The organism is Ulvibacterium marinum (assembly GCF_003626755.1).
Classification (GTDB): Bacteria; Bacteroidota; Bacteroidia; order Flavobacteriales; family Flavobacteriaceae; genus Ulvibacterium; species Ulvibacterium marinum.
In genome coordinates this window covers 1,111,814-1,134,135 of the sequence record NZ_RBCJ01000002.1, presented here as the reverse complement: position 1 = coordinate 1,134,135, position 22,322 = coordinate 1,111,814, and the positions used below count along the sequence as shown (strand labels likewise).

17 protein-coding genes are annotated in these 22,322 nt (G+C 41.4%); 10 read left to right on the top strand and 7 right to left on the bottom strand.

The window, feature by feature from the left end; all coding sequences use genetic code 11:
• Position 1: 1 nt before the first annotated feature.
• Together D7Z94_RS12190 and D7Z94_RS12185 are read left to right on the top strand one after the other, a co-directional pair.
• Positions 2–862, top strand: coding sequence for a sugar phosphate isomerase/epimerase family protein (locus tag D7Z94_RS12190; protein ID WP_120711809.1), 861 nt, complete (start codon positions 2–4; stop codon positions 860–862).
• Between the two features lie 4 nt (positions 863–866).
• Positions 867–1,994: a Gfo/Idh/MocA family protein gene (locus D7Z94_RS12185; RefSeq protein WP_120711808.1), complete on the top strand. Its 1,128-nt coding sequence runs from the start codon at positions 867–869 to the stop codon at positions 1,992–1,994.
• 133 nt (positions 1,995–2,127) lie between these two features.
• Here the strand turns inward: D7Z94_RS12185 and D7Z94_RS12180 are convergent, their stop codons facing one another.
• The 3 genes from D7Z94_RS12180 to D7Z94_RS12165 all read right to left on the bottom strand — a co-directional run bounded on the left by D7Z94_RS12180 (position 2,128) and on the right by D7Z94_RS12165 (position 5,665).
• A complete protein-coding gene (locus D7Z94_RS12180; protein WP_245967195.1) occupies positions 2,128–3,054 on the bottom strand; it encodes a polysaccharide deacetylase family protein in 927 nt (308 codons plus the stop codon).
• A 310-nt stretch (positions 3,055–3,364) separates the two neighbouring features.
• Positions 3,365–4,333, bottom strand: coding sequence for a hypothetical protein (locus D7Z94_RS12175; RefSeq protein ID WP_120711806.1), 969 nt, complete (start codon positions 4,331–4,333; stop codon positions 3,365–3,367).
• A 747-nt stretch (positions 4,334–5,080) separates the two neighbouring features.
• Positions 5,081–5,665, bottom strand: coding sequence for a hypothetical protein (locus tag D7Z94_RS12165; protein ID WP_120711804.1), 585 nt, complete (start codon positions 5,663–5,665; stop codon positions 5,081–5,083).
• A 254-nt stretch (positions 5,666–5,919) separates the two neighbouring features.
• Here D7Z94_RS12165 and D7Z94_RS12160 point away from each other — a divergent pair, with 254 nt between their 5' ends.
• Complete coding sequence (locus D7Z94_RS12160; RefSeq protein WP_211341779.1) at positions 5,920–6,294, top strand: hypothetical protein; 375 nt, start codon at positions 5,920–5,922, stop codon at positions 6,292–6,294.
• A 241-nt stretch (positions 6,295–6,535) separates the two neighbouring features.
• Positions 6,536–7,000, top strand: a complete 465-nt coding sequence (locus D7Z94_RS12155; RefSeq protein ID WP_120711802.1) for a BLUF domain-containing protein — start codon at positions 6,536–6,538, stop codon at positions 6,998–7,000.
• A gap of 119 nt (positions 7,001–7,119) precedes the next feature.
• On the opposite strand, the gene D7Z94_RS12150 is transcribed toward D7Z94_RS12155, so the two are convergent.
• Both D7Z94_RS12150 and D7Z94_RS12145 read right to left on the bottom strand, forming a co-directional pair.
• The gene (locus D7Z94_RS12150) at positions 7,120–8,496 is read right to left on the bottom strand and encodes an amidohydrolase family protein (protein ID WP_120712052.1); all 1,377 of its coding nucleotides are present in this window, start codon (positions 8,494–8,496) and stop codon (positions 7,120–7,122) included.
• A complete protein-coding gene (locus tag D7Z94_RS12145; protein ID WP_120711801.1) occupies positions 8,493–9,077 on the bottom strand; it encodes a YdeI/OmpD-associated family protein in 585 nt (194 codons plus the stop codon). Before D7Z94_RS12145 ends, D7Z94_RS12150 begins: the two co-directional genes overlap by 4 nt.
• A 123-nt stretch (positions 9,078–9,200) precedes the next feature.
• Between D7Z94_RS12145 and D7Z94_RS12140 the strand changes: the two genes are divergently transcribed.
• Complete coding sequence (locus D7Z94_RS12140) at positions 9,201–12,614, top strand: ThuA domain-containing protein (protein WP_120711800.1); 3,414 nt, start codon at positions 9,201–9,203, stop codon at positions 12,612–12,614.
• A 56-nt stretch (positions 12,615–12,670) separates the two neighbouring features.
• On the opposite strand, the gene D7Z94_RS12135 is transcribed toward D7Z94_RS12140, so the two are convergent.
• Together D7Z94_RS12135 and D7Z94_RS12130 are read right to left on the bottom strand one after the other, a co-directional pair.
• Complete coding sequence (locus D7Z94_RS12135; RefSeq protein WP_120711799.1) at positions 12,671–14,293, bottom strand: M1 family metallopeptidase; 1,623 nt, start codon at positions 14,291–14,293, stop codon at positions 12,671–12,673.
• Positions 14,294–14,450: 157 nt separating this feature from the next.
• On the bottom strand, positions 14,451–16,664 hold the full coding sequence (locus tag D7Z94_RS12130; RefSeq protein ID WP_120711798.1) for a bifunctional alpha,alpha-trehalose-phosphate synthase (UDP-forming)/trehalose-phosphatase: 2,214 nt from the start codon (positions 16,662–16,664) through the stop codon (positions 14,451–14,453).
• A 103-nt stretch (positions 16,665–16,767) separates the two neighbouring features.
• Here D7Z94_RS12130 and D7Z94_RS12125 point away from each other — a divergent pair, with 103 nt between their 5' ends.
• The 5 genes from D7Z94_RS12125 (at position 16,768) to D7Z94_RS12105 (ending at position 22,295) form a co-directional block, all read left to right on the top strand.
• Positions 16,768–18,570, top strand: a complete 1,803-nt coding sequence (locus D7Z94_RS12125; protein ID WP_120711797.1) for a glycoside hydrolase family 15 protein — start codon at positions 16,768–16,770, stop codon at positions 18,568–18,570.
• 348 nt (positions 18,571–18,918) lie between these two features.
• A complete protein-coding gene (locus D7Z94_RS12120) occupies positions 18,919–19,479 on the top strand; it encodes an RNA polymerase sigma factor (protein ID WP_120712051.1) in 561 nt (186 codons plus the stop codon).
• Positions 19,466–20,152: a hypothetical protein gene (locus D7Z94_RS12115; protein ID WP_120711796.1), complete on the top strand. Its 687-nt coding sequence runs from the start codon at positions 19,466–19,468 to the stop codon at positions 20,150–20,152. Before D7Z94_RS12120 ends, D7Z94_RS12115 begins: the two co-directional genes overlap by 14 nt.
• 90 nt (positions 20,153–20,242) lie before the next feature.
• Positions 20,243–21,367, top strand: coding sequence for a hypothetical protein (locus D7Z94_RS12110; RefSeq protein ID WP_120711795.1), 1,125 nt, complete (start codon positions 20,243–20,245; stop codon positions 21,365–21,367).
• A 64-nt stretch (positions 21,368–21,431) separates the two neighbouring features.
• Positions 21,432–22,295, top strand: coding sequence for a hypothetical protein (locus D7Z94_RS12105; protein WP_147415880.1), 864 nt, complete (start codon positions 21,432–21,434; stop codon positions 22,293–22,295).
• Positions 22,296–22,322 lie beyond the last annotated feature (27 nt).

Below are 22,322 nucleotides of genomic sequence, written 5' to 3'. Positions count from 1 at the left end.
TATGACAAATAAAATTCGATATGGTGTAAGCACCTGGCTATGGCAATCACCTTTTACAACTGAATCCGTGGCTCTGTTTCCAAAGATCAAAGCCATGGGTTTTGATATGGTAGAAATTCCTGTGGAAGACCCTGAATTGATAGATGGATTTTTGGTAAAAGAGGCATTATTGGCAAATGGATTGGAGGCCATTGTTTGTGGTGTCTTTGGCCCGACCAAAGATTTTACCCATGAGGACGTTGGTGTTCATGAAAATTGCTTCAGGTACATAGAAAAGTGTTTTCGATTATGCAATCAATGGGAGTCGGATTTTTTGGCGGGACCCATGTATGCAGCGGTCGGCAAGGCAAGACATATATCCAAGGAACAGCGAAAAATTGAATGGGAGAGGGCAGTGACCAATCTCAACAAGGTATGCACTATTGCCAATGGTTATGGACTTTCCATTGCACTCGAACCTCTGAATCGTTTTGAATCCGATTTAATAAATACCGCTGAGGATATAATGCATTTGATAAAGGATATCAATCAAAACAATGCAAAAGTGCTGTTGGATGGATTTCATATGACCATCGAGGAAAAGAATATCAAAGAAGCCATAAAAAGGGTAGGTGACAAGTTGATCCACGTACAGGTTTCCGAAAATCACCGGGGGGTTCCGGGTACAGGTTTGACTCCTTGGAACGATTTTAAAACGGCTCTGGTCGATATCGATTATCAAGGAGCCATTGTAATAGAAAGTTTTACACCTGAAATAAAGGAATTGGCAGCTGCTGTCTGCATTTGGAAAAATTTAGCGGCCAACCAGGACGAATTTGCATCAGAAGGCCTTCAATTTTTAAAAAGAACATTTAATTCTTAAAATTATGAATACCAAAAAAATAAACATAGCAATCATAGGTTTAGGATTTGGGGCAGAGTTCATCCCCATTTATCAAAAACACCCTAATGCAAACCTGGTGGCCATTTGCCAGCGGAATGAGGTTAAGTTGAACGAATTGGGAGATACCTTTGGCATCAAAAAAAGATATACTTCCTATGATGATCTGTTGTTGGATACGGAAATCGATGCCGTACATATCAATACTCCTATTCCCGATCACGGTATCCAATCCATAAAAGCCTTGAAAGCCGGAAAACATGTGGCCTGTACAGTACCCATGGCCACCACTGTTGAAGAATGTATGGAAATTGTACAGCTGACCCAAAAGAAGGGGTTGACTTATATGATGATGGAAACGGTGGTATATGCGCGCGAATTTCTATATATGAAGGAACTCTATGAGCAGGGGCAATTGGGTAAGATACAATTCTTAAAGGCAAGCCATCAACAGGATATGGACGGGTGGCCCAATTATTGGCCAGGGTTGCCGCCCATGCATTATGCGACCCATTGTGTCGGACCTGTTTTGGCACTTACAAAGGGAGAGGCAGAATACGTTTCGTGTTTTGGTTCGGGGACGATTCGGGAAGAGCTGATAGCACATTATGATTCCCCTTTTGCGGTGGAAACTACCCATATTAAGTTTAGAAATTCCGATTTAAGCGCACAAGTATATCGTTCATTGTTCGATGTTGCCCGGCAGTATAGGGAAAGTTTTGAGGTATATGGTTCCAAGAAGTCCGTTGAATGGCCTTTGATCGAGGGGAAACCATTGGTAGTGCACACGGCGAAAAGACCGGAACCGGAAATTCCCGAAGAGATCGAGAGTCCCGATTTCGCAAAATTGCTGCCGCCAGAAATACAGCACTTTACTACCCAAGGAGTGTATGATTCAGATGAGCATCAGCACCTTTCCTTTACGCAAGGTGCCGGACATGGCGGCTCACATCCACATTTGGTACATGAATTTATACATGCTTTGCTAGAGAATAAATCGCCTTACCCCAATGCAAAACAGTCGGCAAATATAACCTGCGTTGGGATATTGGCGCATGAATCAGCCTTAAAAGGAGGTAAGATCATTAAACTACCAGAATTTACCTTATCGTAGAATATCACTTCGAAAAGGTAGCGAAAATAAAATCTCTGCTCGAATGGGTTAGCTTAGGATTTCTTTGCTTTTGACTACGTATTACATAAAATATGGGTTACATGCTACTGGGCATACATTTACTTTAATGAAATCAAAGCCCCAAACTATCCATTTTTGATTCTTCGTATCTACCATCCTCGGCAGGATAACGTAGTATACTTTCATATCTGCCCGATTCCTTTGCCATGGACCAAATTAGGCTTTCTCCTGCGGGAACCCGGGACGGAATCGTTTCAAAAATGTTGTCCTTAAATGCAGTTGGGGCATCGATAACTTCCCAACCTTCCTCCTTGAATCTGGTTATTAAATCTTCTAGGAAGAGAGCAGAAGTAAGATTATGGTGCAAAAGCAGGGTGTGGTTTACATTTCTGCCGGTAAGTTCATAAGAAAGTGTTTCATAAAAGTTGGCCCTGTCCATAATATGTTCAATATAATATTCCCTGAATTTTGATACTTCGGCCTTATCGATTCCCAACTTTTTAATTTTTTTAATAAGTCTCCCATTTATGTACCAATCGGAAGCATCTATGGTTACGTATCCGTTCTTATAGCCATGTTGGGAAAGCACATTTCGGATTCCATCTATCTTATCCCGCGTAGCCCCCTCCTTTAGATACGGGAATCTAAATAGCTTTTGATAGTTGCTGTATCCGGATATAATAGCATCTGTATCCAAAAGCTCTTTTTCAAAGTCATCAATAGAAAGGTCTTCTGAATGGAAACTCGGGTGGCTAAATGTATGGTTTGCAATACTATGGCCTTTGTCATTCCAGCTCCGGAGCAAATATTTTCCTTTTGAATCGGACTTGTTGGCCCCGGTTACAAAAAAAACGGATTTTACTCCCGCCTCATCCAGTGAGGATAATATCATTTGGTTCCATTGCTTAAATGGATAATTCAAAATGTCAGTCGTTATGCCATCATCGAAAGTGAAACTTACCTTGGGTCTATTCAGTTTTTTTGGGACATGATTAGATCCGATTGATTTGCTTTCGGGACCTCCCTTGCAACCTAACATTAAGGACAAAAAAATCACAAAAAGAGTTGCATAACGGCCCATGGTTCCATAGGGGATTTATCCTTTCAAAAATACCATAAAAGTTGGGAATAGTGGTTCATAAAACCATCGATTCTAAAAACTAGTGGTAAAGGAAGACAAGTCTCCTAATCACTTACCATACCCCCATGCCTTCGTAAAAAGCGTTTTGGCCCAGGACAATCACGGTCGCCTGAAACTATGGATCTTTGAAATGGAGAATAAAGCGTTTACCGGTGACCTGAAGGACTATCTAGTCGTGACAAATGATGCCGAAGAAAAGGAGGGCGGCCTACCTCTCGTTCCTAAGCTCCGCGTTCTCCTTTTGCAATTGCTGGATCTGTTTGTTCATATCTATCATATAGAGGGTAAGCTCCTCGATCTTCTGCAAAAGCTTGGAATCCATTTCGCCCAAAAGGATACCGTTCTCGGCAACTTCCTCTGCACTTGGGATGTCCTTAAGATGGCCCTTATATTGTATATGTTCCTCTACTTCCTCCAAGGTGGGAAGGTCGTAGTCGCTTTCAAAGACAAAATCCGACCATCCCGTTTCCACCTTTATTTCCTCTGCCCTGATTTTTCCTTTCACTGCCAATTTCCATGTACCAGGGTCAACGGTACCTATCCCGATGTTGCCCGAATTGGAAATGGTCAACCTGTAAGCGGCGTTTGTCATGTCATAAATATTGAAGCCATAAGCATTGACACCATTTTTCCAATTTACCACTCCTGTACCGCTCGGGTAATACTGGATCCATGCATGCTTACCGCTAGTCCCTTCCAATCTTAATTGGTGATTCTCGTTCGAGCTTGTTATGTGAAGAGGATTTGATGGGCTGGTTGTGCCAATCCCAATATTGCCCGAGGTTCCAACGAAGAACTTGGCATTTGCACCGTATTCCATTTGACTGGTCGTGGAGTACCCTATACCTATGCCATTGTAAGCATATCCCTCGCCAATGAACCATTTATGGGATGTATCCTTATCGGTTATGTATATGCCTTTTGCCCGGCCTTCATATCCATGTAGTTGCAGGCCTATGGCCTTGGCCGGGGCGCCCGAATCGTCGGTAGCTTCTATACGTAGATTGGTCTGGGTATAGGATCCCCCCAATTTGAATCCACTTCCGTCTACCTGCAATTTATAGGTGGGGGAGGTCGTGCCGATCCCCACGTTACCGGAGGCGGGAAAAGTATTGGTCTGGGCCAATGCCATAGTACAGCCCAACAGGGCAAAAAGAAAGATTTGGGTCGTTTTCATTTTGTCGGGGTTTTTGTAGATTAAGGAGTAAATGTAGGAATTTACCCTATTTTACACAATTAATGTAGTATTTTTTCGATGAATGGTAGGAACCGAAACGATTCGAGGATTAGATTCAGTGGTTATTTGAAGGCTGAAAGTTCCTTCTCCAGGAGCTTTAGGGCAACCCAACTATTTGAAAGTCAAAATAAGTCATCAATGCTATTTGCGCCAAAAGGGCGATAGAGTTCATGACCAGTAATTGTTTTTGGTTCCTTCCGTTTTTAACGTTCAGCAAAAAAACCATACAAATTGGCAAAACGAAGAACGTGACCCATAAAAATGGCATTATAATGGTCCATAAAACAATCGATAGTATAACGGTCCAATGGCCGAACAGAATGAATTTCCTGGAAAGGGAGTGTTTTTTTAAGTACTCAAGGGCAGATGCTATTCCAAATAATAAAAAGAAACTAAGCGGTGTAACTAAAGGCAGGACAAAAAAACCGAAGCCAAAATCATCTATTTGAAATACTATTTTTAAAGTCCAAGGAATTACAACCAAAATGTTCAGTAAAGCTTGGATCAGTCCGATGGATAGATTGGTGATTGGAATCATGGGATACTTCGGGCCGTTTGGCCAGGCCTTTAATAATTCGATCAGTGCTAAGATAATCCATATTCCAATTTCTCCGATCGAACCTACCGGAATATCCTGCTATCAACTTTGTCGATCCGCACGTATGTATCAAGGTGACCATTTATTTCTTAGTTAAGGAAATCCTGTGGATCGAGCACCTCTCCCCTTTTTATTTCCTCAATGGATTCTTTGATCATGTTTCGGGAAGATTTTAAAGCATTTATATTCTTAATATGGTATATTCCTGCTTCATGGTCGTCCTGAAATAGGTTTTGGTCGTTTTCCCCAGTATTCCTTTCTACCCTCGGTCCATGGGCATTGTATTCATTGCAACAGTAATGGGCGAATTTTATATACTCCTTTACATAGAACCTTCTCTCACATTGTTCCAATACCGGTCGTGCCTCATCCTGCCAGTGTTTCAGTTGAAAATAATGCGTATCATCTTTTATCAATGCGTTTCCCTCCTTGATAAGGGTATCCAGCTGATTTTTGTAGCTCATCCTTATCTCGATCATTTCTCTTTCTTCGTCACTAAGCTGTTCTTCCTCATCAATTGTAATCGGGGCCTCGACGGTCTTTTGCGTTTCATTGAATTCTTCGTCCTTGGTCTTTTCGTCAGGAATCAAATATCTTATGATGAATGCGGAAATAATTGCTACAAGGACACCGATAATGATCTGTCTTTGCCAGGATTCTCTTTTTGCGGCCATTTGGAGGTTGATTTTTGTTTGAATTCCAATATAAGAAATCTTCAAGTGTTTTGCCAACACCTTCTTTGGCCTATAGGTGTATTTTCCTATATTTAATCCAAACCAAACAAATGGACGAGGAAACGTTCGCCCTTCTGTTGCATTTTAGGGAAAAAATAACCGTAGGGTTCAAGGACTATTAAGTCGTTACCAAGGAAAGCTCCGATAGTGAAGTGATTCGAAGACGGCGGTTCGGTGTCCTTGACAAAATGGGCATGATATCCTATAATGGGCTAAAGCGGTTCACGATTACGGAATACGGTCATGAGGTGCCCAATTTCAAAAGCTGGCAGGACTATCTTGATTTCCAATCAAAGTTAAAGGAAAGGGAATTGAACAAACAGAAATTTGATTTCCAGATATCAAGGTTCCAGGCCAAGTCCAAGTACCTCCCCTACATACTTAGCCTTTTGAGCCTGATAGTTGCCGTACTTGCCTATATCAAGTCATTAGATAGACAAGACAGTACGCAATCCATGCCAGATTCAACAGAACGTACAAAAGACAGTATTTCAATTTCCACCCCAACCAGAACGACCGATTCCACGCATATTTCAAAAACTCCCGTTGATTCCTTGAAAAAAGATTGAATTTCATTTTTTCATTACTCCTTCTTGTATAGCCCTTTTTCTCCCTCAGTTCACAGCGAGGTCTTTCCCCAATTTGGATATGTTATTTATACCCAGATAGAATTTTTAGGAAAAGTGACAAAACCGGAAAATTGAAATAAGGGTGACTACACAATAATATTAAAATGGACCACGTTAGTTTTTAACTCACTGTTTTTTGTACTATAAATTTTTAATTAATTGAAAGAAAAATCTATCAAAAATGCTATGTCAAATAACATATCGTTCCGAAGCTGTAGGTGATGTAACGGATTCAAAAATATCCGATATCTTGGAAGTTTCAAAACACAATAATTCAAAATTAGAGATTACCGGATGCCTTATTTATAAGGAAGACTTTTTCCTTCAGATATTAGAGGGTGAAGAGGAGGTGATTAGAAAACTCTATTTTACGATTAAGGGCGATACCCGGCATGAAAATGTAGAAATTCTTCATGAGGGCCATAGCGAGGAAAGACTTTTTACCAAGTGGGATATGGCCTATGCCAAATTAAGTAGCGAAGAAGATAGTCCTGATAAGGATTTAAGCCTTATAAACTATGAATTTGACCGATTAAAGAACCACCAGGCCAATGAAAGCTTTACCTATCGGGTATTCTGGTATAACATAAAACAGCTTATCAGCAAAGAAGGTTTTTATAGTTGGGAGAAATCGAATTTTGCCTAGGTAGCCGCTTGGGACATACAAAAGGGATTCTCGGTCTCCGTAGCTTAAATGATTTCCTTTTAAGCCTAAGATTATTCCAAACGTTGCAATTGCCCAAAAAGGTAATGTGTATCCTTCTTCTAGTTACTCGCCATTTTTTCCGCAATTTCCCGTAGCTTTTGATCAATAGCTTCTTTGGAATGCCATTTCCCTTGTCGCATTACACCGGAAATCTGCTGCAAAGCATCCAGATTTTCCAATGGATTGGCATCAACGATAATCAGGTCGGCCTCCAAGCCTTCCTTGATTTCACCAAATTGATCGTCCATCCCAAAATAAACCGCCGGATTTATTGTACCGGATTGCAAAATTTCCAAAGGCGTAAGCCCTGCATTTTCCATGGCATCGATTTCATGATGGATTGAGAACCCCGGCACATTGAACAATTGTGGGGCATCTGAACCCAGAAGCATGCCATGACCGCCATCCTGCAGTTTCTTCATCAGTTGTCTTCGAATAGCATCAAATTGCTTCCATTGATCGGCATCAAATCCCGAGTCCGGTCCCGTGGACTGTTCCTTAATGGTTTCCCAATTGTTCAAGGTTTCCTTGGTCATATATTGCATTTCAGGCTGTGCCAAAAGTTGTTCACCATTGGTCGGGGCGAACCATCTTGTAAACAAACTTTGGGTAGGTACGATCCAAACCTTGTTTTCCTTGGACATCTGTACCAGTTCGTCAATCCTGGTGGTATCAGCTAGAGGAGTAAAATTGTAACCAAAAAAACCATTTTGATCGGGTTTAACATTGGCCGTTTCGGGGACCAGTCCTTCCAAAAATCCGTCTACATGGTCTATAGAGGCATATTTGTTTTTTAGGGCATGCCGAATACCCACATCTACGGGAACATGTCCTGCAAATGGGATTCCCACTTCATTTGAAGTACTAACAATTTGATCGAAAACTTCCAATTGGATACCGGGATGGATTTTTAAAAAATCGTACCCAGCTTTTTGATAGTCCGTAACCTTGGCAATGGCCTCTTCCTTGGAGGTAACCGAATTGCCGTTCAATGATGGACTAGAGGTAAAAATCCTTGGACTTGCTATTTCGCTATTCTTGGCTTTCTCACGAAGTTCCAAATGGGAAAGATGTCCCAACATGCCACGAATAGTTGTAATGCCGTTGGATAGATATAGAAAAAGTACATCTTCCACACGTTCCTTTGAGGTTGGGGGAGAAGGGATATGGGCATGCATTTCGGCCAAACCAGGCAGCATAAATTTTCCTTTACCGGCTATTTTGGTTTGATAGCTCTCCGTATTTTCAATACTTTCGGAAATCCCTTTTATTTTACCGGAATCGATGACCACCTGTTGGTTTTTCAAAATTTCACCGTTCCGTACGTTGACGATATTCACATCCGATACGAGAATCGCAGTAGGGCTTATTTTCTCCTGTGCCTGATTACAGGCCGTAAGAAGTATGGCAAACAGAATGAAATGGATGTTTTTCATGACCTTGAATTTTGATTTCTTGATTTTATATTCGCTCTGCATAGTCTTACAATTTCCACTATCCGTATTTTTCGCGTCTCTTCCCTTTTCGCCTGGTTGAGCCAATACAGATAGCTTTTTCGCTGCCCGCGGGTAAAGTTTTGATAATTCTCAAAAGCCTTTTTATTTTTATTGAAGGCCTTTTGCAAACCTGGGGGCACTACCTCGTTTTCCACATCGTCTAGGGCAGTCCATGAACCGTCTTCTTTGGCAGCTTCAATTTTTTTTAACCCACTCTCATGCATTGATCCATTTTCAATTAGCTCTTCTATATGACCTTTATTGATTTTACTCCAAACACTTTTGGGTTTTCTGGAACAAAAATATTGTCGCCGTTTGCCGTTTCCTAAACTCTTTACGGTACTATCTATCCATCCATAGCATAAGGCAACCCGTACTGCCTCCTCCCATCGCATACTATCTTTTTCATGGGCCACGGCATAGAAAATCAAGTGGACACCACTCGAGTTTAAGTGATTTTTATGCAACCAATTCCGCCATTCGGTATCGTTTCTAAAATAATGTTCTTGAATATCTTTCATGATTTTTATCCAACTGCATCATTTTTCTTAAAAATACTACATTATCCTTTATCAATTTGGTAAATCGAATCCGTAATACGTATTTTTAGAAATTGTAAAAAACCTAAACGAATTTACGTTACGATGAAGAAAATTTCTTTTTTGGCCGTGTTGGCACTAATGGGGCTTATGATTATGGGATGTGGAAACAAGCGGAAAGGAGAGCCAAAAATTCTTGTATTTTCCAAGACTATGGGCTTTAAGCATTCCTCTATTCCGGCCGGGATGGCAGCCATCCAAAAACTAGGCGAAGAGAATGGCTTTGCCGTCGACACTACGAAAAATGCCGATTTGTTCACGGATGAAAACCTGGAGCAATACTCAACTATAGTTTTTTTAAGCACTACAGGCAATATTCTAGACCATAAACAAGAAGCCGCGTTTGAACGCTATATCCAAGCTGGTGGTGGCTTTGTTGGAGTACATGCCGCTGCTGATACCGAGTATGATTGGGGTTGGTACAACAAATTGGTCGGGGCTTATTTCCAAAGTCACCCATCGGGCACACCAGAGGCCGATTTTATTATAAAGGATAGAAACTTTATTGCCACTAAACATTTTACGGATTCCATCTGGCATAGAACGGACGAACTGTATAACTACAAAAAGATAAATCCGGATATCAATATCCTTATGACCTTGGACGAATCAACCTATGAGGGGGGTACTAATGGCGACTTTCATCCTATTGCTTGGTATCATGAATTTGATGGTGGCCGTGCATTCTATACAGGAGCAGGGCATACGGAGGAAAGCTATTCCGAGGAAAAGTTCCTGCAACATCTTTTAGGCGGTATTCAATATGCGATTGGCGACAATTTACAATTGGATTATAACAGGGCGACTACACAAATCCCACCGGATATCGATCGTTTCTCAAAGGTTCCCTTGACAGTAGGGGAGTTCTTTGAACCCACGGAAATGGCCATCCTTCCGAACCATGATGTGTTAATTGGACAGCGAAGAGGAGAAATACTACTGTATAGCGATGCTTCAAAAGAGCTTAAGGAAGTAGCGAAGTTGGATGTATATCATAAGACCTTGAACACGCCTGGGGTAAATGCTGAAGAAGGCCTCATGGGATTACAAAAGGACCCCAACTATGCAGAGAATAACTGGATTTATGTTTTCTATGCCCCAACAGGTAACGAGTCCGTAAATAGACTGTCCCGATTTAAATACAAGGACGGGGTTTTTGACCTGGCATCGGAACAAAAAATACTGGATGTGGGAAGTCAACGGGAAATATGCTGCCATACCGGGGGATCTATTGCCTTCGATGGAAATGGGCTGCTTTATCTTTCCACAGGCGACAATTCCACCCCTTTCAATGAAAAAGATGTGAAATATGTAAATAGTGGGTATGCACCATTAAATGATATTTCCGGACATCAACAATACGACGCGCGCCGCTCTTCTGGAAACACTAATGACCTACGTGGGAAAATTTTACGGATCAAGGTCAACGAAGATGGTAGCTATGACATTCCGGAAGGAAACCTTTTTCCGGTCGGGATGGAAAAAACTCGCCCCGAAATTTATACCATGGGCCATCGAAATCCGTACCGGATTTCAGTGGATAAGAAAAATGGTTATTTGTATTGGGGCGATGTGGGCCCGGATGCAAGGGCAGACAGTTTGGAGACCCGTGGGCATAGGGGATATGATGAAATGAACCAAGCCCGGAAAGCAGGGAATTTTGGATGGCCCTTGTTCATTGCGGACAACAAACCCTATGTGGACTATGACTATGAAACCGGGGAAAGTGGAATAACTTTTGATCCTGAAAAACCTATTAACGACTCCAAGAACAATACAGGTTTGCGTGAATTGCCGCCAGCTCAACCGGCTTATGTATTCTATCCATATGTGGATACTAATGATTTTCCACAAGTAGGTACCGGCGGTAGAAACGCTATGGCAGGTCCTACCTATTATTCGGATATGTATCCCAACGGCGGAGGACTCCCCAAGTATTATGATGGTAAAGTGATTATTTACGATTGGATGCGGGGATGGATGAAGGCCGTTACACTTTTTGAAGACGGCACTTTTAATAAAATGGAGCCTTTTGCCTCGGATATTGAAGTGAACAACTTGATCGACGTTGAAATGGGTCCGGACGGAAGGATGTATTTACTGGAATATGGTAGTGGATGGTTTCGTCAGAATGAGGATTCTGGGTTGAGTTATATAGAGTACAATGGTGGAAATCGTCCACCACTTATTGACAACCTCATTGTGGACCATACATCGGGAAAATTACCGCTTAGTATAAATGCTAAGGTAGAAGCCCGTGATCGTGAAAATAATTCGGTTACCTATATCTGGGATTTGGGCAATGGTGAACAAATGGAAAAACAGGAACCCCAAATAAGCCATACCTATTCCGAAGCAGGGGAATATAAAGTGTCGGTTGAGGTTAAGGATGATAAAGGAGAATCTGCTAAAAGTGAAGTAGTCTCTGTTGTGGCTGGAAATTCCAGACCGGAGGTTGCTATTGATCTCAAGGGAGGCAATTCCTCATTTTTCCTTCAAGGCGTTCCTGTAAGTTATGAAGTATCCGTAAACGATGCGGATGGAGATCCTATCGACGAGTCCAATATATTTGTCTCGGTGGATTATATGGAAAGTTTGGATGAGGTGAATATGTCCTTGGGGCACCAGCAAGTTTCAGCAGCGGTCACTGGTAAAGCACTGACCCAAGGTATGGATTGTAAGACGTGCCACAAAGAGGCCGAAGCTTCCATAGGCCCAAATTATACGGATGTGGCGAAGAAATATCTAAAAGATCCCAATGCCATGTCCTATTTGCAAAATAAAATCATTACCGGTGGTGGCGGTGTTTGGGGAGAGGTAGTTATGCCTGCGCACCCCAATGTTACAAAAAGCGAGGCCCGTCAGATTACGGAATACATCATGTCCTTGGCGGCAAACGAGGCCGAGGAGCAGTCCCTTCCCATTTCAGGAATGCTAAACCCCAAACCCACCAAAGGGGCGAATGTAATGGTCTTGACCGCGAGTTATACGGACAACGGAGCGGATGGGACTATTCCTCTTACCGGTGTAAAGTCGGTAGCTTTACAGGGAAGTACGGTTCCTTTTTCGGATAAGATCAAATCTGATGGTTTTACACCGATTGCCTTTAACGGGATGGATATGCTCATCTTACCGGAAGGGGAAGGATGGTTTGTCCTTAAGGATATTGATTTGAAGGGAGTTCGTTCCGCCAACCTAATGGCTGGATGGCAAGAACCACCTAAAACCGGACTCGATTTTGAACTTCGTTTAAACACCCCGGAGGGTAAACTTTTAGGCAAGGGCAGCATGCCTGCACCGGTTGCCGGACAACCCGGAGGAATGGTACCTATTGCCCTTAATTCAACTGTGGACGTTAAGGCCGAGGAAATATACTTCATTTATAAACCCAATGGTAAAGATCGCGGTGTGGCACCTGTGGCTTTAATGAATGTAACTTTTGGTAGCGGAACACCTTGATTTTAAGGAAATAAATTATGGGTTTTAGTAGGATTTTCAATCTTGCTAAAACCCATTTACTTTCTCTCTGACCTTACATAAAAATTTCGGTCGATTACAAGAGTCGATAAATCCCCTTCAAAATCCTCCATTTTCCAATCTTGGTTCGGAAAAAGCCAATGAGATTGGTCTTCAACAAAGATTCGAACAGGCATATCAAAGCTTTCTACAATATCGGTATATCTATAGTTAAGGGTATTCCCTTCTATGGTATATTCCAATTTTGGAATCATGGTGGATCGTAGATATTGATCAAAAAAGGCGGACAGGTCTTTCTCCGTTTTTTCGCTTAGATAATCCTCAATTTGCTTCGTGGTGACTGTCTGATGATAAAAGTCTCTGTTTAGCCCACGAAGAGTTTTCCGCCATGTATCGTCATCTTCCACAAGTTGCCGAAGCGTATGCAACATATTGGCCCCTTTGTAGTACATATCCGCGCTGCCTTCATGGTTTACATCGTACCTCCCGATAATAGGACGGTCATTTTTAATGTTGGAACGGGTACCGATTACATAATCGGCAGAAGCCTTTTTACCATGATAATAATCGAGGAACAAGTTCTCGGAATAGGCTGTAAAACCTTCATGTATCCACATATCCGCAATATCCTTGTAGGTGATGTTGTTGGCAAACCATTCGTGTCCTGCTTCATGTATAATGATAAAATCGAACTTTAATCCCCAGCCTGTCCCTGAAAGATCGTTCCCCAAATATCCATTTTGATATTTGTTCCCATACGTCACAGAACTTTGATGTTCCATACCCAAATAGGGGACCTCTACCAGTTTAAACCCATCCTTATAAAAAGGATATGGGCCAAACCAATGCTCAAAAGCTTTCAGCATCTGGGGAGCCTGCTGGAATTGTTTTTGTGCCTTGTCAAAGTTTTGTGGTAGTACATAGTAATCCAAGGTCAACGGCCCGGCCTCTCCTTGATATGTAGTTCCAAAATGTTTGTAATCGGCAATGTTTATGTTCACTCCATAATTATTAATGGGGCTGGCTACAAACCAATGATAGGTTTTTGTTCTTTCATCCTCCTCAATTTTAAGTAGCCTTCCATTGGAGACGTCCATAAGGTTTTTGGGAACGGTAATGCTAATAGACATACTGTCCACTTCATCGTACATATGGTCTTTGTTGGGCCACCAAACGCTAGCCCCCAGACCTTGATTGGAGGTGGCAATAAAATGCTTGCCTATACTATCCTTTTTCCAGGAAAAACCGCCATCCCAAGGCGCATTGACCGCTTCTTTGGGATAGCCTGAATAATGCACTATAATTTCATTAAAATCACCGGGTTGCTGGGATTTTACAAGCTGTACAAAATGAGCGTTGCCGTTGGATTCTACTTTTAGTTCTTTTCCGTCCTGGGTAACTTTTTCAATGTGGAGCGGCGGTTGTAGGTCTACCTGTAGGGTTTGTTTGGGCTCCAAAACCTTGTAACGAATGGTATTGCTGCCAGAGATATATTTGTGGTCCGGTTGTACTTCAACATCCAAATGGTAATAGTTGAGGTCCCACCAAGCACGTTCTGGAGTAATACTGCCACGCAACGTATCTTGTTCGGTAAAATTTTGACCAAAGGTTGCCAATGATGTTAATGCAATTAGAACTGTCTGGAAAAGTCTATTTTTCATAATATATCTTGAGTATTAAAAAACAGAACTCCAAATGTATTGGAATTTATCGTATCATTTGATGTGAAAACCCAGCTCTCTCTTTCATTTCTTTTGGAAACGTTAAATCCAAAATATGAGCCATTACAACCTGGGCCTATAAGATTTGGTTTTCGACCTACTTTTTAATTGCAAACCTACTTAAGAGTTCCCGTACTTTTTTAGTGTTCTCTACAAAAAACCGAGCCTGTGTTTTTTGTTGCCCCACCTTTACGGTAATGGTGCTTTTGGGGAGTTCTTGAAACATAAATTCATCCGTCCAATCATCCCCAATGGCAAAGACAAAATCGTATTCATCCTCACCCAAAACCCGAACGGTGGCCCTTCCTTTGTTCACATTGCTACTCTTTACTTCCATGACCTTATTCCCGTTAAGTACACTAATGTCATCATTGCCTATGAGACTTGTAAGCACGGTATTCAGCTCGGTGGCCCTAAGATTTCCAAAGTCCGGATCGGTTTTTCGGTAATGCCAGGCAATGGAATAGTTTTTTTCTTCTATAAAGCTTCCTGGAGTGCGGTCTACAAATGATTCCAATACGGGACGAATTTTTTCCATCCAATCGTTTTTCACGTTTTCTAACATCCGGAATGGTTCCCCGTCTTTGGAGATCCAAACCCCATGCTCTACGATCATATTGTATTTTTTGGGAAGGAACCAACGGGTAAAGGTTTCCTTGTCACGACCGCTGACCAAATACATTTCGGTATCTTCCTGCTCATGTATCCGATCTAAAAGTTGATATAACTCCTGATCGGGATTTGCCTTTTGGGGGTCGTTGTGAAATCCCGCCAAGGTTCCATCATAGTCCAGGAACAAAAGTCGTTTTTTGGCGACTGAATAATCCTTTAAAATTCCATTGAGCAGATGGTCGGTCATTCTCTTGGAAATGTTTGCTGCATCAAGATTTTTTTGCGCCCGTAGCGAGCTCATAAAACTATTGGCCCATTTTTCTACATTATAACGCTCCAAACGTTTTTGAAGCACTTTATTTCTGGCTTGTTGTTCTTCCTTGGGCATATTGATGGCTGTGTACAGCGTGTCCGCTATTTGTTCAAAGTTGTTAGGGTTGATCAATAGGGATTCATTCATTTCATTGGCAGATCCTGCCATTTCACTAAGGATAAGCACTCCGGTCTGATCGGTCCTTGTGGCAACATATTCCTTGGCCACCAGATTCATTCCGTCCCGCAAGGGGGTAAGCCAAGCGATGTCACAAGAAGTATACAAATCTATTAAACTATCAAAGGGAAGCGATCGGTAAAAGTACCATATCGGTGTCCAATTCACAGTAGCCAACTCCCCATTAATGCGGCCAACCAGTTCATCCACTTCCTTTTTTAGCAGCTGATATTGAGGTACGTTAGATCGGGAAGGAACCGCCAAAATAATAAGACGGACCTTTTCTTTGTATTGAGGATATTTATTCAAAAAATATTCAAAGGCATTCAGGCGTTTGGCAATTCCCTTGGAGTAATCCAAACGGTCAATGGACAGAAGAAACTTCCCATCGGGAGTAGACTTCTTATGCTTGTCCAATCGTTGTTGCAGATCCGATTGTTTCTCCGGCTTTTTTTGGCTATGTTCTTGGGCCGCGTTGCTGAATTTTTTATAATCGATGCCCATGGGAAAGGAATCGACCTTAATAATTCGATTGTCTAAATAAATATCATTAAAGCTCACTTCTAGTCCGAGCAACCTTCTGACCGAGCTCAAAAAATGACGTTCATAGTCGTATGTATGAAATCCAATAAGGTCAGAACCCAAAAGACCCTCTAAAATTTCCTCACGCCAAGGTAATGTCCTAAAAATTTCAAACGAAGGGAAAGGGATATGCAGAAAGAAACCAATGGATATATCCGGCCGCTCATTTCTTACCATCTGGGGGACCAGCATCAATTGATAATCATGTATCCAAATGGTATCCTCATCACTTGCATTTTGCAGAATAGTATCAGCAAATTTTTGATTCACATCTTTGTAAACGTTCCAATAGTCCAGTTCAAATTCGGAATATTCCAAAAAATAGTGGAATAAAGGCCAGATAGTACGGTTGCTAAAACCGAAATAGAATCCGTCTACTTGGTTTTTGGTCAATTTTACTTTGGACGAGCCGTGTTTCGCAAGTGCCTCATCAATTTTAGGGGCAAGTTCTTCCGGAATTTCCTCATCGGTAAGTCCGCTCCAGCCAATCCAAAGGCTATCCCCACCAGAATGTACGGATTTCATTCCCGTGGCCAACCCGCCAACACTTGGAATGGCCGTAATGCCACCATTGCTAATTTGTAATTGTACGGGTAGTCTATTTGAGATTATGATAGTTTTGCCCATGAAATGGATGTTTTTAGCGTGTTTTACTTTTAATTTTTCTAAATTTCGTCAAATTGCATGGCAATAACAATTCAAAACCAGATTACATCAACATTTTTATTGAATGGATAATTTAGACTACGGAATAGTAGGAAATTGTAGGAGTGCTGCCCTAATTTCAAAAACAGGTTCTGTTGATTGGTGCTGTTTGCCCGAATTTGATTCCTCATCGGTTTTCGCCAAGTTGTTGGACGACAAAATCGGCGGCAGTTTTGAAATACGTGTGGCAAAGGAATATACCATAAAGCAGCGTTACAAAAAGAGCACGGCAGTACTTATTACCCGATTTTCCGATGGGGAAAACACTTTTGAGATTCATGATTTCATGCCACGCTATTATAACGAGAACGGTGGTTATCACGCACCTCCGGAATTAGCAAGACATGTACGTCATATTAAGGGAAAACCCAAATTTAGAGTGCACTATAACCCCAAGTTGGAATATGCCCTCGGAGAGACCAAGACGTACGTGAAAAAAAACTTTGTGGTTAGCCTTACCCAAACCGAAAAGTTCGACACCATTTTCCTGTATACCTCCTTTAACAAGAATGCCGTTGTGGAAGGCAGGGAATTGGAAATAAAACAGAATGGCTATTTTTTGGTAGGGTATAATGAAAAGATATTGCTACCAAGTACCCGAAAAATCTACTTGGATTTAGAGCGCACCAAGGTGTATTGGCTTAATTGGACGAACAGGACACCTACCTATAACAAATACAACAAACAGATTATGCGCAGCGCCATAACGTTAAAGTTGTTAAGTTATGATCGGACCGGTGCCGTACTGGCAGCTGCCACAACCTCTTTACCGGAGACGATTGGTGAGGTACGGAATTGGGATTACCGTTTTTGTTGGATCAGGGATGCCTCTATGGTCATCAAGGTTATGGCCGATCTGGGCCACAAGAATGTGGCACGTAGATATCTTCAGTTCATTATCGACCTGATTCCGGACAAGGATGAAAAACTGCAGATTATGTACGGCATCAACAAGGAGAAAACCTTGACGGAAAAAACACTAGATCATTTGAGCGGTTACAAAGACTCCAAACCAGTTCGGGTGGGCAATGCGGCCTATGAGCAAAAACAAAATGATATATACGGAATTTTAATGGATGTCATTCATGCGCAACTGGCCAAGTTCAGCACGGGCATCGAAAATGGCGAAGAGTTGTGGGGCATAACCAAAGGGATTGTATGGATCGTTTCCAGACACTGGAAAGAGCCTGATAAAGGTATTTGGGAATTGCGTACCGAAGACCGACATTTTACATTTTCAAAAGTTCTTTGCTGGGTAGCCATAGATAGGGCCGTTAGGGTGGCCCGTATACTGAAGAAGAACCGGAAGTTGGAGCAATGGACACAATTGGAGCAGGAAATTAAAAACGACATCCATGAAAATGCCTGGAGCGATGAAGTAAATGCATTCACCCAATCCTATGGTTCTACACATTTGGATGCTTCGGTATTGCTTATGGAGTCCTATGGGTTTATACATGCCAAATCACCCAAATTCGTAAGTACGGTCAGGGCCATTGAAAAGGAATTGAGCAATGATGGCCTATTGTATCGCTATAAGAACAAAGATGATTTTGGACTCCCTTCATCTTCCTTTACCATCTGTACTTTTTGGTTTATCAATAGCTTATTCAAAATAGGGGAGGAAGAAAAGGCAGTAGCCCTTTTTGAAAAAACCCTAACTTATGGGAACCATTTAGGTTTGTTTAGCGAAGACATTGATTTTAAGACCAAAAGGCTTTTAGGAAATTTCCCTCAAGCCTACTCACATTTGGCCATGATCGAATGTGCAGTCAACTTTTCTAGAAAGAATACTGAGGAGCGTATTTTGGAATCTATGAGAGAATAGGGTTAAGGTGAACCTTCCTTTTTATTACCCATGCTAAAATGCAGTATTTTAGTTTCCCAGGAATTCTCTCAAAAACGCTGTTAGATGGGTTCTGAATGTGGTATAATACCTTCTCTTATCCTCGCCGGAATTAATACAATTTGTATTAGGTGTTCAAGACCGTAATAGGTTCAAAATCAGATTTCCAACTTCTTGAACTTGTTTGCTGATTTTCCAGATTTCATCATTAATACGTTAAAGTTGTTAAATTTTGGCTAAAACCATTTTTTAGGGGGAACTTTTTCACTAAATAAGTTGTCTATTCTAGTAAAGGACCTTGTGTCTTTTATAATTGCTAAGAAGAGAAAAGTGAAGGTGATTCCCCTATATAAGGACGAGAAGTCGCTTATACGAAAAGCGTTACTGGCCAACAAAGCCGCCCAGTTTGGATTATATGAAAAATATTCTTCCAAGATGTTGGCGGTCTGTAAAAGGTATGTCCGGGATGTACAGTATGCAGAGGATGTAATGATACAGGGCTTTCTAAAAGTCTTTATGCGCCTGAATACATTTAAGGGCAATGGGAGTTTTGAGGGTTGGATAAGAAAGATAATGGTGCGGGAATGCATCAATTTTCTCAAGACAAATCGCAGATTGGTATTCAAAGGTGATGTTCAGTATCGTGAAAGTTCCGGAAGCCCCAGAGTCGCCATGAAGGCCGATGCCGAATACCTACTACAGCTTATAGACGAACTTCCCAAGGGACACAGATTTGTTTTTATGCTTCATGCCATAGAGGGATATAAGCATACCGAAATAGCCCAATTACTTAAGATTTCGGAGAACACCTCAAAATCAAAACTTTCAAAAGCACGCAAAATCCTTCAGAAGAAATTGGAGCTCCAAAGAAAAAAAAATGAAGCACTTTGATGTTGAAGGCTATGCCAAGGAACTATTAGAAGGGTATACCCTTAAGCCAAATGAATCCACTTGGCCAAAGCTTTTGGATAAATTAAGTGAAGCGGAGCAAAAAAATAGGAAACAGAGATACTACATAAAAGGGGCTACATTCTTGGTCATTCTAATGCTGGGGATAGGTTTTACAAATGAAGGAATAAAAGATCAAGTAAGTACGCCCTTTATAGATACACAGATCAATTTGATTGGCGATGAACCGGAGGTTTTACACCCTGTCCAAAAGCGAGAAGTCCGTACGAAAAAATCCGGCCTATTGATCAAGGCAACTACCGAAAAGAAAGTATCGATTAAAGAGCGTCGTGTGGTTGTAGAGGCAAAAAAGAAGGCGTCTATAGGTTCGGATACTAGTACAGAAAATATATATGTTGAGAAAAATATAGGAGCTACTAATACGTCTTCTGAATCATGGAATTTGGAGGTGACCGAAGCAGAAATCGATGATTTGATGAGCCGGGCACGACAAAATGTTGAAAGGCAAAGGGCATTGCTCAGAATGAGAAAGGTTTTGGCAATTAAGATGCTTGCTGAAATAGAGGAAGAAATTGAGCATCAACAGCATCGGAACGGGATATCTCAAAGCCTAAAATATGGCTTTGTGAAACTAAAGGATGCAATCGCAAATTGAAGCATCTACCTATTCCAAGAAGTCGGGCCTTGGTGTCTAAACCATTTCAGGATATGTACACTATACTTAGAAACATCAAAAGCATGCGCTATGAAAAATATAATACTTCTGATGCTGATCATAATACTTCCCTTAGCGGGCATCGAAGCGCAAGAAGCCCCGCAGGAAGAAGTTATCGAGGTGCTTCGCAAGCAATTGGATATCGTTGAGGAAGAAGAGAAAAAGGCGTTGAAAAAACAAGTAGAAAACATCAATAGCCTTTTGGATAACGGAGTAATTAATAAAGCCGAGGCCGATAAATTAAAGCTCAAAGCGGCAGAAGAGCGCACAAAAAAAATCGATGAGCGCCAAGCTGTACTATTAAAAACCATTTTTTTCTTGGAGAACAATGAGGAAACCCCAAAGGGGAGCAAGGAAGTGGAGATTTTTTTGGATGTCGATTCTTATGCCAAGGAAAAGGAAGGATTAAAGCTAAACCTTCCCAAAAGGAAAATGGTTCCGGAAAGTACATCCCAAGTGCCTCTGGAAACATTGCCTGCATCAGAAAAAAAAGAGATTCGAAACTCAACTACCTTGGATATTGTTTTGGCTCTGGGCTTGAATAATGCGGTAAGGGACGGTATTACCTGGCAGGATATTGAGGATGAACGGGATTACTTATTCTATAGCTCGCGATTCTGGGAAATTGGTTTTGCACTCAAGACACCACTTCTTAAAAAGAACGGATTGCGTTTAAAATATGGCGTCTCCTATCAGCGCAATGAATTGGAGCCGAGTGGAAACCGAATTTTTGCGGAAGTTGATGGCCAAACTGTATTGCAGGATTTTCCATCCTATTTACACAAATCAAGTTTTGTTGTCCACAATTTGGTTTTGCCCATTCATTTGGAGTTTGGGCCAACAAAAATGAAGTATAACCGTAAGGGGGGGTATTATTCAACAAGCAATCAATTTAAGATTGGTATAGGCGGATATGTGGGCATTAGCTTGGACGAAGAACAGCGGATGGAGTATCCTTTTCTGTTTAGAAGAAGACGATTTTATAGGGCGGAGACCAGAGGTGACTACAATGTAAACCAACAAATTTATGGATTGAGCGCTTACATAGGCTTTGGAGCGTTTTCACTTTATGGAAAATATGATTTGAATACCATTTTTAATAACGATAGTCAAGACCAGCAATTTGTATCGGTAGGTTTTCGGCTAGACCTATGATTTAAAATGTAGGCCCTTTTTAGGCCATGATAAAAAGAATGTTTAATACTTAAAAACACTAAAAATGAGAAATATTTTTATTATATCCGGTTTGCTGTGCTGCGTGTATCTTTTCCCTCAGCAGGGCGCATCAAAAAACGATATTGTTTTTACAACAAGTGGCGAGTTGCTACAGGTGAAAGTTACTAAAGTGACAGATGGGACCATCAGCTTCGTTTATCCAGGGGAGACAGTGGTGAACGAGATTAATCCGGCTAAATTGGAAAAAATAGTTTTTGCCAGTGGTAGAACACAAAATTTTGGAGGTAACGCTGGTGAGGTTATTATTGCCAAGGAGAACCAAGATGATACCTCTGGGTTCATGGAGGAGACGCCCGTGGTTCCGACTTATGAAGAAAATAAGGTATCCATTGTGCCCTTGGATTTTAAAAGAAATGGAAAGTATGACAAGGCCTTAGCCAATAAGGCCACAGAGTATGTAATAGGCCTAATGTCCGGGAAAGCTAATACACAGGGAGTCCAGGTCCTGGAAATGGGAAAGGCCATAGAAAGACTTGTAGATTCTGGGTTTAGCTATGGAAAATTGAGACAATCTTCCCCAGAGCAATTACGAGACGCCTTGGGAACCGAATACATTCTTTTTGTATCCATTAAAGAAGGGGAGAAAAATGGAAATCCAGAATCTGACCTCATTGCACAAGAAGTTTCCAATAATAGTACGCAGCTGGAACGGACAATAAATATTCGACTTTATGGTGCGGATAGTGAGGTAGAATCCTTTGAAATGGATTTTTCGGAAAATGTATTTTTAAATGCATCTACTGATAATTCCAGTTTGTTGACCAGCGGGAAATGGAAATCCTCTTTACGCTATTTAACGGAACAGCTTTTTACCTCAAACGTATTCCCAGATTCAGATGCAAACTAGGCAGCGCACTATTCGGGTAATTTTGAA